The organism is Leifsonia sp. L25, from assembly GCF_050632895.1.
In genome coordinates, this window is the sequence record NZ_JBODRZ010000002.1 from 180,168 (window position 1) to 192,974 (window position 12,807).

The window sequence follows — 12,807 nt, forward strand, 5'->3', positions numbered from 1 at the left end:
TCCCCTCTTTGCCGATCGGAGCCTCGCCGGAGCGTTTGCCTCAAGTCACTGTCATTCGTCCGAGTCACGCAAGAGGTGGCTCGGAGAGTGCCGCGCGAGTGAACCGGTCACGCGCCTCCGCCTTCTCTACCTCGGTTGTTGCCGCTTCATACTGTGCCCACGCTTCGGCTTGCTCTTGGCGCTTGCGGGCCTCGAAAGCCGCACGCTGCTTGGCCGCCTCTTTCAGACGCTGATCCTCTGAGAGCACACCTGCCGTGCGAACTGCTCGTTCAGCGGCTCGACGACGTTGTGCTTCTCTGGCCCTCTTACGGCTCTTACGCGTCGCCAGGTGGTAGAGGAGGACGAGCAGCACGATCCCCCCAACTACGCAGGCGGTGATCCACCAGTACTTGATCGCCGAGGAAACAACCCAGAAGATCAGCCCGAGAATCAGGAGGTAGGGCAGGATCGGGCGGATCAACTTCAGCACCCAAACGCCGAGCTCGGCCAGCGCGATGACGATCAAACCCATGAGGCGAATGGTTCCAACGACCCGGCCCCTCAGCCAGACCCCAGTTTGTGTGTCCACAGGCCGTGGTCGCTGTCGCAGCGAGGGGTGGGGGTGGACGGACCCTTGCGTATCGATTCCCGCGCAGATCTCACGCGTTTGGCCCGCCTGTGGCCATGCATGACCCGCCAACACCGAAATCGTTTGTTGTCGCGGTGATCTTCACGGAGGTGATCTGGTCTGCCGGCGTTTGCGTGAGCTGGAAGTCGTGCGCGTCTTGGCCGGCGCCGATTGAGCCGGAGAACGTCTGGGTTGCGCCGCTCTTGAGGGTAACCAGCACGGTGACGGTGGTCGGGCCTTGCACGCCGAGCACCATTACGACGGTGTGTCCGGTCGCGCCGGTCCAGTTCGCGACGGCGAGAGAACAGTCCGGGACTGGTGTGGATGCGGTGGCGGCATCGCCGAGTAGGTAGCTAGTCCCGGTCGGGGTGGGCCCCGTGATCGGGGTTCCCGCCGCCGCGTCTAGAGCGTCGGTGGTGCAGTCTTGCTTCGTCTTTCCGGCCACGGCATGCTCGACCTGCTGCATGATCTGCAACCGGGTCTCGCTGCTGTTCGACGCGTCCGCGTCGACGCTGAAGGTGATGGCGGACCCCTCGGTGCAGGCGCGCGTCAGCGCGGCTATGGCGCTGGTGTACTCGCCCTTCGCGGACACGGGCGCCTTATCCGCCTTCATCAACGCGGTGACATTCGGCGCGGCTGCAACGGACGCCGTCGGCTTCGGTGCGCCATCCGGCGTGGCAGAGCAGCCGGCGAGAGCAACCACGACCGCGACAACACCGGCAAGGGAAAACACCCCACGAAAACGCATCCTCTGAGGCTATGGGTAGGGCGGCCCCGTCAAGTAGCCCCCGTCCGGGCCACGATCATGCCGCAACGGATCGTCGCCAGCCCGGAGCGGTCCGGCGCTGGCGTGTCGCTGACGTGGTGCCGGAGGGCCGCAACGATACGATGCACACATCCTCCTTCGGGATGCAGAAGGGCTCGAGTCGCCTGTCGCCAAGCTCCACCAAACTGAGGGCTCGAGTCCTTGGACTTGATCAAGCGAGAGCCCCGCTTCGGCGGGGCTCTCTCCGTTTCCCGAGCGCCCGCTCCACCCCGCCTCCCTGCGGTCGTCGGCGGCCCGTCAAGCCTCACCGACCGCCACTCGGTCCGCCGGCGGGTCGGGGCTCCGCCACGGTGGTGGGGCGAACCCGGGGCGGGCACGGGGACCGCACGCGGACGGCTCGTCCACGATCCGGGCAGCGGACCGGCACCAGCTCCGTTCCGCCACCGATGCGATGGCGGGCGGGAACGTCACGGCAGCACCGCATAGACCTCGCTGCGGATAGCGGGACGGAGACGGGCCGAAGGCGAGGGCGGAGGGAGCGCCGGCGAGTGGAGCCCTCGTACGGTTGGTTGTCGGCTCGGTTGCCTGGTGATTCAGTTAGCGGCGGGCATGATGTGGCGCTTGAACGCTTCGTCGACCAATGCGTTCGGGCGGTCGATCCGGTAGTCGCCGAGCACCGATTTGAGAGCGCTGAACGGTTCGTACGTCGAAAGGGTGGCATCCGACGCGATCCGAAGCAGCGCGTTTCCAAGCGAGTCCGGATCCAACGTCGAGATGCTCTCGAGCTCTCGCAGGGCGATCGTGATCGTGGGGGCAACTGGCTCCGGCATGAGCTCGCGGACTTCCTGGTCGTTGGCACCGTAGATCGGCTCCGCCGTGACGATCACGCCGACGAATGGGCGGTCGGCTGGGATGTGCGCGAATTTCGGGTTGTGGTTGCGGATCTGTGACACGGTCCGGTTGATCTGCTGGATGGCAGGGCCGAGCTTCGCAGTAGTGTCTTCGGCGGTCGTGGGTGATCCCGCCCGGATCTCCAAGGTCGAGTGGGCGGACTTGCACTCCACGAGGATGGTCGCTGCCGGGGTGACGACGAACCAGTCGATCGATTTCTTGTCGCTCCAGCTGATCTCTGGGTGGACGTCCAATTGGCCGGTGTGACGGAGCTGGCGGCCTGTGTACGCTTCGACTCTCAGTCCGAGGTCTGACCCGAAGTTCGGAATCTTCGCTCGCTGGCCCAGGTAGTAGACGGCTTCCAGCGAACAGGAGCCGAGGACGAAGGCGGTCTGGGGCGCGACTACGGTCTCCTCGTCGACGCGGATGAACGGGGTGCGTGTGAGCGGATTGTACGCATACTTTCGCAGGCCGCCCTTGAACTGGGGCGCAGCGAGCCCGTCGGCCCGCGCTTCGTCCAGCGTCGCAGTGAGCCGATCGAGAGTTGCCAGCAGGGATTCTGCCGCGGGCACATTCCCGGGCGCTTCCCGCGCCAGTGTTCTCATCGTTTCTCGCTGCACAATTCCGTGGTTCGCCCGCGCACTCGCCCACAGCACGAACGTTGACGACGCCAGGTCCCGGATCGGCGCTCCAACCAGGTTGCTGAGATCACTCTCGCTCAGGGAATCCGGGCGAGCGGCAGGGGTATCGAGCAGCACCGCCAAAGTGCGAGCGACTTCCTCTTTCACGGAGACGCTGTACGAGAACTGCTCGTGTGCTGCACCCACCAAGAACTGGTGGAACTCGAAACCGGTATGTGGTGTGACGTCGACCCCACGGAACAAGTTCAGTAGCCGCCTGAATCCTGCGTCATCGAGCGGACGTCGGGTGCCGAAGCGGCCCGACGACAATATCGCCTGCCGGGCGATCGCTGAGACCGTCCAGGGAGCAACGTTCGCCCACGTCGCCTGGAACCCCTCGGCCTCGGGCATCGACGCGGAGACGCGCGCCATCGCAATCAGAACCGACATCGGATCGTACTTGCGGACGCACGCCTCGAACTCCGAAAACTGGACGCGCCGAGCATCCTCCCAATTCGCGAACTGGCCAGAACTCATGGATTCAAGTTTGCGTGCAACACCCGACAGGTGAGCGCGGGCGGGCGGGCGCGGCAGGAAGTCCTGCGCGCCGACCACATCGTGAGCAGGGACGGAGAGACCGAACCCTCGCGACTTGGAGACCACCATCATGACTCAGAAGGCCACTCTGTACATCGCACCATTCGGGACGCTCGCCGTCCCCAGCCCGGACCCGTTCTTCGGGCAGCGCCGGTACCTGCTGGCGACGCTGCCTGCTGCGTACTCCCCGGGCCTGATCCGGGCTTTGAACTGGACTGCCGATCGGCACGAGAACCTGGACGTCGTTCTGCTGATTGAGACGCTGGAGGCGGGAGTCCAGTTCGCGGAGATCACGGGCCTGCACGTTGACCGGTTCCTGACGCCGTGGGGTCACCGGAGTTGGGAGCAGCTGGTCCTGGACGACCTGCGGGAGAATCCGGCAGAGGTTGCCGCGTGGCTGGACAGCGTCCCTGCCGAGGAGCGCGCCACCCTGCACGAGCAGATCCCCGCCGGGACCCGCCTGGAGCTGATCAGCACCCACCCGGAGTTCGGTTTCCTGCCCAACACGTACTCCGACCTGCTCGACGCCCTTAGCGGCGGCATGCCCACAGAGTTTCTCGAACGGATCGATGTCGACTCGTCGTCTGCGCCAGCCCACACCGCGGACCTCGCATGACCCGGGACATTCGCCCCGCGTCCACCGTGTACTTGAGCGCCGGGCTCGAACACCTCACCGAGGGTGAACCGCTGCGCCGGCTGGTCTCCGCGTATCAGTCCGAGCTGGTCAGTCTGACCGGCGCCAGCGCCGGCATGTTCGATCGGGCCCTGTTCGTGCCGGGGACCGACGCGGCTGCGATCGTTCGCGATCAGCGCCGCCGGCCCCGCGAGTTCGCCTGGATCACCAGTGGAGTGTCTGAGGAGACGGCGGGGTTTGTCGCATGGTGCGCGCACACCTTCACACCGATCCTCACCGTCCCCACCGGAGGTCAGCTGACCAGCGTGCAACTCGATGAGCTCGCCGAGCATCTCTCTGACGCCGACCACTTCCGGGCCGCGTTCGCCTCCCTCAACCTGGCCGAACGGCTCATGGTCAAGTTCCGCGGGCACATCGACCTGTGAGCGGGGGAGTGAGCGCACCGAACGTGTACGACATCGACCCTGTCCTGCTTGGCCGCCTCGACGACCACTTCGACGCCGTCGCCGGAACCCGGGGCGCCAGCTGACCGTTACGGGTCGGGGACAGGGTTGACCAGCGGCATCGGACGAATGACCGTCAGGTCCGCCGGATGCGCCGCAGGGTCGCGGACCTCAATGCCGACGCCGCGGCAGACCCCGGCCGCCGGCACCGTCACCGGATCCTCACCCTCCGTGTGCTCGCCGGTCGGGCCGAACACCGCCCATGCGTTCGCTGGTCCACCAGCAGAGAACCGGGCGGTGTAGTAGATCCCGTCAAACGGTTCAGCGTCGAACCGGGCCGCCCACGCCTGGCTGATGTCGTAGCTGACCGCGCCGGCGAGCTCTGTTGTGATCTCGTACGCGGCAGCGTCCGGGGTGCTGATCAGCGCTGTCTCCCTGGTCCTGCCGACGGTGAGCAGCGACACCACAGTCCGGCCGACGGAGTCCGTGTCGATCCATCGGTTCCGCGAGAGCTTCTTACCGAACCGTTCCCGCAGGGCCGCCTCCGGAGTGTCCGCCACGTAGCAGGTTCCCTTGGGCCCGGTCAGGTTGAACCGGCCGCCCTCGTCGCCTGCTGTGTTGTCGAAGTACCAAGGTCCATAGCCGACGGTGTGAGCTCGAAACAGTGCTGTCCCGTCCTCCAACGTGGCGGTAGGGAACCCCGTCAGGTCCAGCCCCGCGGACGGTGTGTCCTGGACGGTCTCTGACCGAGGGGCCGGCGGGGTGGTGGTCATCGGGCGGTCATCCCGGCTGCGTCTTGGGTCGCATCCCGCAGAACCAACGCGACATGGTCCTCCGTACCGTAGCGAAGCACGTGCGCGGCGGTGCGCTCGCCCCAGTCCGGATCGGGCGTGTTCAACCAGGCCGCCGCCGTCCACGGTGAGTACGCCTTGGTGAGTATTGGCCAGATCTCCGGCAGGTGTGGGAGTAGTCGGCCGCGGCCGTCGAACTGGAACCGTGGGTAGAGCACGGTCCCATCGGCGTCCGTTGTCCTCAGCGCGATCACGCGGTTCTCCTCGCGCAGCTCGAGGAGCTTCTCAACGGTCACGTCTTTCCACCGGGCGAGGGCCTCAGTATCGAAGAACGGCCCGAGCTCGCGATCCCACGGACTCTTGTTGGGGAGCGCGGCGATTGCCATCTCCGCCAACGCCTCCGGATCCGCGGAAGTCTCTTCTAGGATCGGCACCTGCCGACCCCGCACGACACGGTCGATGACCGCCATGATGAAGGTGCTCTCCGCAAGAGACACCTCCAGGTCGACTTCCTTACCGGCGATGTCGATGATCCGTAGACGGCCGGGTTTGTACGCTCGCCCAGCGTCAATGTCGGTCTCGAAGAGCACCTCATTGATGCGGCGGCCGAGCAGCGTGACATCGAAGTCCGCCACGAAGTTGTGGAGGAGGCTGTCCCTGGGCGCTATGCGGTGGTCCTTCTCGCCGTCAGCCGCAGAGCTAGCCTTTCGCAGGCCGAACCCGGATGTGTCCTTCACAGCCCCTCCCGCCTCCGACCGATAACGGTGCCACGATACGCGCCTAACCCGGGCCAGCGTCAATACTGGCGCAGAACGCGAAGCGTCCAACCCGCCGGATCCGCCGCCTCTGCAGCGTTGAGCGTGGGAACCCCCACGCCGCCCAACACCTTCGGAGGTTCACCCATGTCCCAGCCCAACCTCGACCGCGACGACGACGTCACCGCGGTCACCGTCTACACACCCGCCGACCAGTCAACCGCCCCCACCGTCTGGGAGGACGGCGTGTTCACCGGCCCGCTCGCAGCCGACGCGCAAACCATCGCCGACGAGCAGCTCCCAGTCCTCCTGCTCACAGGGTTCGAAGTGATCGCCAGTGCGACCGAACCGCTCGGCGCTCTCGGTGCGATCGTTCTCGCCGCTCGGCATGACTGGGCGCTCCATGATGCGCCCGATCACGTCTGGCGGGCGCTGCTGACCGCGTACGCCGACCACTCCGTGCGGAGTGCCGCGGACGACTACATCCGCCAGGGCGGCGTCTTCGACGAGGCCGCCGCGTGACCCGGCGTAGCAACCCGGACTTCGCCCTCATCCCCTCCCGCGGCGGGCGCGGCCCGAAACGCTGGACCCGGATCCGAGACTACTTCGCCGGGGTGAGCGCTGCCGTGTTCCGCGCCGAAGCGAACCAGGTCGCCCGCGAGGCGATCGCGGCCCGCGACGCCGGAACCGAACAGCGCCGGCAGCAGCAACGGCAGCGCAGCGACCAGCTCAAACGCGAGCTAGGCGGAGGCGCGGTGCGCCCACAGGGGATGCGGAGCTCGTTGCAACCGGCGCCGCTGGTCACGCCGGCCATCGGGGAAGACGGCCGGGTTCGATTCCCACTCGGGATGACGCCGCTCGACTACTGGGCCGAGCGCGCGCAGCTTGCGGCAGCCGACCAGCAGGCGCTCCCATTCCAGGTGACGGGCGCGGAGGGCATTCGCCGGGCGATGGCACGGATGGAAGCTCGCGAGGCCGTGTATCTGCCGCTCGAGATGGAGTACTCGAAGGCGGTTGGGGAGGAGGAAGAGCTTCTCTCGCGGATGTTCGCCACCGGGCACATGCCGGGCGAAGACGGCGCAGACCCAGTTCTGCAAGCTGCGTACGGCGCAGCTGTGGACCGGCGGATCGCGGTGGAGAAGAAGCTCACTCACGAAGCGCTCAGCGACGGGTACAGCGACTGGCGGTCCCGGCGACGCCAGTTTTACGCGTCCCGAGTCATCGCGAGCAAGCGTCTGAACGGTATGCGCTGACACGAGCAGCACACACGACAGGTACGACGAAGCGGCCCGGGCCAGGATCCCCATCCCACCGGGCCGGTTCGCCTATTCTCGGGAAGCTCAGAACGTCATGTCGTCCAGCCTGTCGAAGAGGCCGAAGCCGCGTTGTGACGACGGGAGCGGCATCGGCGGGTACTCCCCGCCCGCGGAGACGCGGGCCTGAGCCTGCTCCGCACGGACGTCGCGGTACGCGTCGACGTGAATCAGGCGCAGGGTTGCGGTCTTCGCGTGATACTCCTGCCAGTCACGCTCCTGCTGAACCGACGCGAGCCGGTAGCCCTCGTCGGTCTTCTTCAGCTGCAGCGCGTTGACGCCGCCGTAGTACGCCGCCCAGGCGACGCGCAAGGTCCCCATCTGGATCGGGGAGTGGTCCACGGCAACGTTGTGGGAGTGCAGCTTGCGGCCTGAGACCGGGCACACGGTGCCTTCCGGCATCTCGGCGAGGAATGAGTCCCGGAACCGATCCAGCTGGCCCTGCACTGCGCGGCGCAACACCAGGTGCGGGTTCCGTTCGACGAAGAACGGCCTTTTCAACGTGCGTGCAATCGACAGGCCCCGCTGGATGCCGCGGTGGTCGATGTAGTTGAGCTCGAACGGGAACGGACCGCTCCCACGGCGGGTGATGAAGAACCGAGACGGAACCGGGTTGTCCGTCCCTGGGTTGGCGATCGCCCAGATCTCCTGAGCGAGCTTCAAATCCCACCGGTCCAGCGCATGTCCATCACGCAGGCTCGGCCGGAACAGTTCCGACTGTGCATACCCGATCGCGTGGTCGTGGGTGCGGAAATCGCGGCCACCGAGGGTGACTGCCGCCTTCTTCGTCTCGCTCATACACGGGAGATATGCGGCGGCAAAGCGTCGGTCCCCCTGCTGGAGCGGGTGGTCGAGGCATAGCTGGAGGCAAGCCCGTCCAGGCGCGCCAATCCGCCGCCTCTGAAGCAGCAGAACCGCTCACCCTCTACCGAAGGAGCCTCGTGCCCGCCCACACCAAAGAGCCCGCCGTCTTCTCGATCGTCCGCGTCGGTCACACCCGCGAAGAAGACGTTCCCTATGCCCACAGCCTCGCTGTTCTCGAAGACGGCTGGGTCACCGACAACGGATCCGGCTGGAAAGCCCTCATCGCCGCCCGCCTGAAAGACGTCCCCGCCGAAGAGCGCACCCGCGCCCTCGTCATCGACACCATCAAGGCGATCGCCGCCCGCCGACACGAACTCGTCGACGTGATCGACATCGACGAGACCAACAAGGCGGCGCGCTGATGTGCCGGAGTGCCACCACTGACACCGGCCGCCGCTGTCCGAACTGCGGCAACAAGCCCGCCAACCACGCTCTGCGACGTCCCCGCGACCGCAGCCGCGACCGCAGCCGCGCGGTCGCCCTCGAACCTCGGAACAAAGTGCTGAAGGGCGCGGTCGACGGAATCCTCAAAGGCGCGCCGATCAACCAGACCACAGGGCTGCCCACGCCGGCGCCAACAAAGGTCATCACCGGACGGGACAAGTTCCTCGACCTCATCACCAACAAGGGCGGCGCCACCCCACGCCTCACCCTGGTCGAAGTGACCAACCCACAGCCCGAAGACGCCAAGTACCAGGCGGTGCTGGACCAGACCACGTCCATCACCGACTTCGTCCACAACCAAGACGGGGACATCACCAAGGTCAAGCTCGCCAACGGCACCGTCCTCGGCCTCACTTCCGCGGACCTGGCCTGCGACGACGGTCTGCTTACCGTGCCCCTCGACCGAGAGAACCGCGTCTCGCTGACCTACCGTCTGGACCCGCCGGTCAGCGCACCCCTCGACGAGCTCGACGTCACCGGACTAGGCCAGCACCAGGTGCAGGCGATCCACGCGGAGCGTGGCGCGTTCGCCGCCACCGTCCGCTCCAGCGTCGACAGCGCGTCCCGTCCCTTCGCCGACACCGACGACCTCCGGGACACCATCACCCGCCGCACGAGCGAAGTCCGAGCCGCCGCAAAGAAGCTCGATCAGGTGCAGGCGACGCAGCGCGGACTCACCGAGCTGGAATGGCTCGACCGCCGCGACACCGCCGACAGGGTCGTCCTGCGCCTCCTCGAACGGCAGCAGACCACCTGGATCGACCGGTGCGACACCGCCATCACCAAGCTCGAACAGCGCAGCCGCCGCACCCCCGACGGACCCGAGCGCACGCGGTTCACCGGACAGATCGTCGACCTCAAGGAACTGCGCCGCGGCCTCGTCAGCGACCAGAACCTGCTGCAGAAGCGGCGCCGGCAGATGGAGGCTGTGATGCTCAGCTAACACGTCGGCCGGTTCGGGCTCTTGTAGAACGTCTGCAAGAGCCCGAACCCGCAAAGCCCCAGGCGGCAACGGCAATAGCAACAATATGAACAATAAGGTTTGTGCCCTCCAGGAGGGGGTTGAACATCGATAACCTTCCTCACCCCCTATAGGACCTCACAACAGATCTTGTTGATCTTGTTCCTATTACAGGAGGGACGGACGGCATCCGTCCCAAGCCCGTGATTTTCCGCCGCATTTGTCGTTCATGAAGACGTCAACGAGCGCGTACAACCCAGCCACTCTCGGTGAGTGCCGGGGCTCGTGAACCGTCTGATCACCGTAAGGAAGCGCACGATGACGGACATCACCCTCGACTACACCCAAGAGCTCGAACGCTTCGAGCACCTGCAAAAGCAGCAGAACTCCGCATTCGCACTGCAGCGGATCATGACCGCGCTCAGCACCCTGCAGGCCAGCGGCCTGACGGTTCTCGTGGATGGTGAGGCCAAAGGCTTCGGAATCACGCCCGAAAGCGAGATCAGTGTCGTTCTCGGAACGGACGGGAAGTTCCCATTCGGACCCGAGAGCCAGCCGCACTACCTCATCGCGCTCACCACCCCAGCACCAGAAAGCGCCGACGCGATCGCGTACGAGGACACCGCCGCACGGCTCTCCTGCAACAAGCTGGTAGGCCGCATCGCCGGTGGATGGGTCGAGACGGCCCCTGACAAGCGCCAGGTCCACGTCCTCGCCGTCCAGGCAGACACCGATGAAGAGTTCGAGACCGTCATGGGACTCCTTCCCGCGGACATCGCCCTGAACAATGGGCGCGCCATCGTCACCCTCGACTTCACCGGCCACCAGCCGGTCGCCCCCACTACCGGCTTCGTGAATATGGACAACATGGGGTCGCCGCGCGTGCTGAACGAAAACGAGCTGTTCGGCCTCGGCGTCGTCCTCGACGAGCTCTCCGACACCAAGACCTCGCCGCAGAACTTCCCCTACGACGTGCGCAAGCACGACACCGGCGTCAACATGATCCGCGACAGCTACAACCGGGCAGCCACGGTCGAAGGCGTGCAGACCCTCCTCGAGGAGAACGGCTGGGAGGCTACCGGAAGCGACGACCACTCCCTCAGCTTCAAGCGCGGCAGCGAATTCGGCCGGCTGACCCGAAGCACGTGCGTGCTCGCGGTGTGCGACGAAGCCCAGCTGAACGAGCACGGAGAGGCCGACTTCTACCTCCGCACGCTGCACACCCCATTCGACCTCCTCGTCGGATCCGAGCAAGGCGGGAGCGTCCTGCAATCCTCCGAGGATGCCGCGCAGTGGCTCTCGGACAACGGGCACTTCCAGGCCGAAACCGTCGTGTTCTCCGCCCGCGGTGAAAAGGCGATCATCAACAAGAATCAGCCGACCGAAGAGGTCATCCGCCAGTACACCAACGCCGCGCGCAAGGCCAAGTCAAAGACCAACCCTAAGCAGCCTCTGCTGTTCGCGAAGCGGACCCCTGGCGACACTGAGGTCGAGGCGATCATCGGCATCACACCGTCCGGCAACGTCATCCGGTTCAACGAGCGGACTACCTTCAAGACCGCGATGACCGCGTACGCGCAGTACGCGATCGTGAAGGAAGACAAGGACACCGGCAAGGAGTACGTCGCTTCCTACCTGCACGGCGGCCCCGACGAGCTCGTCGACGCCATCATCCGTAACCTCAAGGAGGACGGCCAGCTGTCTCCTGTCGAGTGGATCGCCCGCCAGCCGATGGTCGTCTCCCACCGCCGAGGCCACGGTGAGGTCGTCATCGAGCCGGGCTACAACCCGAGCGCGAAGGCATACCTCGCGATCCCGTCCCGGCAGGTCAACTACTGGCGCGAGCAGTATGAGGTGCCCGGACGCCCGACTCTTCGACAGGCGATCGACGCGTACCAGTACCTCTACACCGAGGTGCTCTCCGACTTCCCGTTCGTGGAGGCGCGAGACGGCGCACGAGCGATGGCATACATCCTCACGGCATGTGGACGGAACCTCCTCAACGGGAGCATCGGGTTCCTCTTCAACGCGACCACCCGCGGCTCCGGCAAGTCCTTCCTCGCGATGCTCGGCCGGCTGATCGCTCAGGGCACCACGGTCGCGCAGACTTTCAGCTTCGACGAGCGGACCGACCAGGAAACTAAGAACGCCATCGTCAGCCTGATGGTGGAGGGTGGAACGTTCCTCCACGATGACGAAGTGGCGATGGGCAGCACCATGCGTTCGAAGGTGATCCAGGCCATGATCCCCGAGGTCGACGGTGGCATCGGAATGCGCATCCTCGGCGGCAACGACACTGTCAAGCGCAAGGGCATCATCGTCACCGCGTGCGGTAACAACGTCACCACCGGCTCTGACCTGAACCGTCGCTTCATGACGATCCGGCTGGACTACCCCGGGGCGGGTCCTCTGGCTGTCGACAACAGCACTCGTCGGCACCCGAACCTGCTCGAGTGGGTGGTAGAGAACCGCCCGAAGCTGCTGGCAGCCGCGCATACGATCCTGCTGTATGGGCTGCAGAACGCACCCACCCGCGTGATCCCGGACGTCAAGCTCAACCACAACTGGGCCCAGATCATCCTCGGTTCGCTGACCCACATCCCGAGCCCAGAGGGCGAAGGCTCCGTCGCGGACCTGATCTTCGACGGCTGGGTGGATGAGCTGAACGCCTCCGACGAGAACGGCAGCGCCTGGGGAGAGATTCTCTGCCACCTCTGGAACGAGGCGGGCACCAAGCCGGTCCTCGCCAAGACGCTCGCTCGTCTCACGGAATGCGTCTCCGCTCACCGCGCTCAGCATGGCATCCGCCACCCTGAGGTGCCGGATGACCTCCGGCCGTGGCGGGCGAACGACCCCGGAGCGGGGAAGACGTTCGCCGCGAAGACTCGCAAGATCGTCGGCACCTCGATTCCTTACGAGGGCAACACCTACAAGCTGCTGCAGCAGAAGAAGCCCAAGGGTGACACCAACCCGACGAAGTACTACCTCGAGTGCTACGGACCAGACAACCGTCTGATCCCGAACCCGGAGGGCTTCCCGGTACACACCCTCAAGGACGCACGATGACCGCCCGGGTGACGACCGAGTCGCTTCCCGAGTTCACCGCCTGGCTGAACTCGGG

13 protein-coding genes are annotated in these 12,807 nt (G+C 65.8%); 7 read left to right on the forward strand and 6 right to left on the reverse strand.

The features are described 5' to 3' along the window. Nucleotides 1-64 precede the first annotated feature (64 nt). The 3 genes from ACRAWC_RS01630 to ACRAWC_RS01640 form a co-directional block, all read right to left on the reverse strand. The gene (locus ACRAWC_RS01630) at nucleotides 65-511 is read right to left on the reverse strand and encodes a hypothetical protein (protein ID WP_431346185.1); all 447 of its coding nucleotides are present in this window, start codon (nucleotides 509-511) and stop codon (nucleotides 65-67) included. A 127-nt stretch (nucleotides 512-638) separates the two neighbouring features. Next, nucleotides 639-1,355, reverse strand: coding sequence for a hypothetical protein (locus tag ACRAWC_RS01635; RefSeq protein ID WP_431346186.1), 717 nt, complete (start codon nucleotides 1,353-1,355; stop codon nucleotides 639-641). Between the two features lie 611 nt (nucleotides 1,356-1,966). Beyond that, entirely contained in the window at nucleotides 1,967-3,553 is a 1,587-nt protein-coding gene (locus ACRAWC_RS01640; protein WP_431346187.1) for a hypothetical protein, read from the reverse strand. Between ACRAWC_RS01640 and ACRAWC_RS01645 the strand changes: the two genes are divergently transcribed. Both ACRAWC_RS01645 and ACRAWC_RS01650 read left to right on the forward strand, forming a co-directional pair. Further along, entirely contained in the window at nucleotides 3,552-4,097 is a 546-nt protein-coding gene (locus ACRAWC_RS01645; protein ID WP_431346188.1) for a hypothetical protein, read from the forward strand. The genes ACRAWC_RS01640 and ACRAWC_RS01645 overlap by 2 nt on opposite strands. Then, on the forward strand, nucleotides 4,094-4,540 hold the full coding sequence (locus tag ACRAWC_RS01650) for a hypothetical protein (RefSeq protein ID WP_431346189.1): 447 nt from the start codon (nucleotides 4,094-4,096) through the stop codon (nucleotides 4,538-4,540). Before ACRAWC_RS01645 ends, ACRAWC_RS01650 begins: the two co-directional genes overlap by 4 nt. Before the next feature lie 107 nt (nucleotides 4,541-4,647). On the opposite strand, the gene ACRAWC_RS01655 is transcribed toward ACRAWC_RS01650, so the two are convergent. Both ACRAWC_RS01655 and ACRAWC_RS01660 read right to left on the reverse strand, forming a co-directional pair. Further along, nucleotides 4,648-5,331, reverse strand: coding sequence for an RES family NAD+ phosphorylase (locus ACRAWC_RS01655; RefSeq protein WP_431346190.1), 684 nt, complete (start codon nucleotides 5,329-5,331; stop codon nucleotides 4,648-4,650). Then, nucleotides 5,328-6,086, reverse strand: a complete 759-nt coding sequence (locus ACRAWC_RS01660; protein WP_431346191.1) for a hypothetical protein — start codon at nucleotides 6,084-6,086, stop codon at nucleotides 5,328-5,330. The genes ACRAWC_RS01655 and ACRAWC_RS01660 overlap by 4 nt, the downstream gene beginning before the upstream one ends. Before the next feature lie 165 nt (nucleotides 6,087-6,251). Here ACRAWC_RS01660 and ACRAWC_RS01665 point away from each other — a divergent pair, with 165 nt between their 5' ends. Next, nucleotides 6,252-6,626, forward strand: coding sequence for a hypothetical protein (locus ACRAWC_RS01665; protein WP_431346192.1), 375 nt, complete (start codon nucleotides 6,252-6,254; stop codon nucleotides 6,624-6,626). Between the two features lie 92 nt (nucleotides 6,627-6,718). After that, nucleotides 6,719-7,357 (forward strand): hypothetical protein, encoded by a 639-nt coding sequence (locus ACRAWC_RS01670; protein ID WP_431346193.1) that lies wholly within the window; start codon nucleotides 6,719-6,721, stop codon nucleotides 7,355-7,357. Between the two features lie 87 nt (nucleotides 7,358-7,444). On the opposite strand, the gene ACRAWC_RS01675 is transcribed toward ACRAWC_RS01670, so the two are convergent. Then, entirely contained in the window at nucleotides 7,445-8,215 is a 771-nt protein-coding gene (locus tag ACRAWC_RS01675) for a hypothetical protein (protein ID WP_431346194.1), read from the reverse strand. Between the two features lie 143 nt (nucleotides 8,216-8,358). Between ACRAWC_RS01675 and ACRAWC_RS01680 the strand changes: the two genes are divergently transcribed. The 3 genes from ACRAWC_RS01680 (at nucleotide 8,359) to ACRAWC_RS01690 (ending at nucleotide 12,752) form a co-directional block, all read left to right on the forward strand. After that, nucleotides 8,359-8,643: a hypothetical protein gene (locus tag ACRAWC_RS01680; RefSeq protein ID WP_431346195.1), complete on the forward strand. Its 285-nt coding sequence runs from the start codon at nucleotides 8,359-8,361 to the stop codon at nucleotides 8,641-8,643. Further along, on the forward strand, nucleotides 8,643-9,668 hold the full coding sequence (locus ACRAWC_RS01685; protein WP_431346196.1) for a hypothetical protein: 1,026 nt from the start codon (nucleotides 8,643-8,645) through the stop codon (nucleotides 9,666-9,668). The genes ACRAWC_RS01680 and ACRAWC_RS01685 overlap by 1 nt, the downstream gene beginning before the upstream one ends. Nucleotides 9,669-10,004: 336 nt before the next feature. After that, the gene (locus tag ACRAWC_RS01690; protein WP_431346197.1) at nucleotides 10,005-12,752 is read left to right on the forward strand and encodes a hypothetical protein; all 2,748 of its coding nucleotides are present in this window, start codon (nucleotides 10,005-10,007) and stop codon (nucleotides 12,750-12,752) included. Nucleotides 12,753-12,807: the final 55 nt, after the last annotated feature.

Coding starts and splice junctions, on each gene's coding strand:
- ACRAWC_RS01630 (WP_431346185.1), bottom strand. CDS start 511: ATGGGTTTGATCGTCATCGCGCTGGCCGAGCTCGGCGTTTGGGTGCTG.
- ACRAWC_RS01635 (WP_431346186.1), bottom strand. CDS start 1,355: ATGCGTTTTCGTGGGGTGTTTTCCCTTGCCGGTGTTGTCGCGGTCGTG.
- ACRAWC_RS01645 (WP_431346188.1), top strand. CDS start 3,552: ATGACTCAGAAGGCCACTCTGTACATCGCACCATTCGGGACGCTCGCC.
- ACRAWC_RS01640 (WP_431346187.1), bottom strand. CDS start 3,553: ATGATGGTGGTCTCCAAGTCGCGAGGGTTCGGTCTCTCCGTCCCTGCT.
- ACRAWC_RS01650 (WP_431346189.1), top strand. CDS start 4,094: ATGACCCGGGACATTCGCCCCGCGTCCACCGTGTACTTGAGCGCCGGG.
- ACRAWC_RS01655 (WP_431346190.1), bottom strand. CDS start 5,331: ATGACCACCACCCCGCCGGCCCCTCGGTCAGAGACCGTCCAGGACACA.
- ACRAWC_RS01665 (WP_431346192.1), top strand. CDS start 6,252: ATGTCCCAGCCCAACCTCGACCGCGACGACGACGTCACCGCGGTCACC.
- ACRAWC_RS01675 (WP_431346194.1), bottom strand. CDS start 8,215: ATGAGCGAGACGAAGAAGGCGGCAGTCACCCTCGGTGGCCGCGATTTC.
- ACRAWC_RS01685 (WP_431346196.1), top strand. CDS start 8,643: ATGTGCCGGAGTGCCACCACTGACACCGGCCGCCGCTGTCCGAACTGC.
- ACRAWC_RS01690 (WP_431346197.1), top strand. CDS start 10,005: ATGACGGACATCACCCTCGACTACACCCAAGAGCTCGAACGCTTCGAG.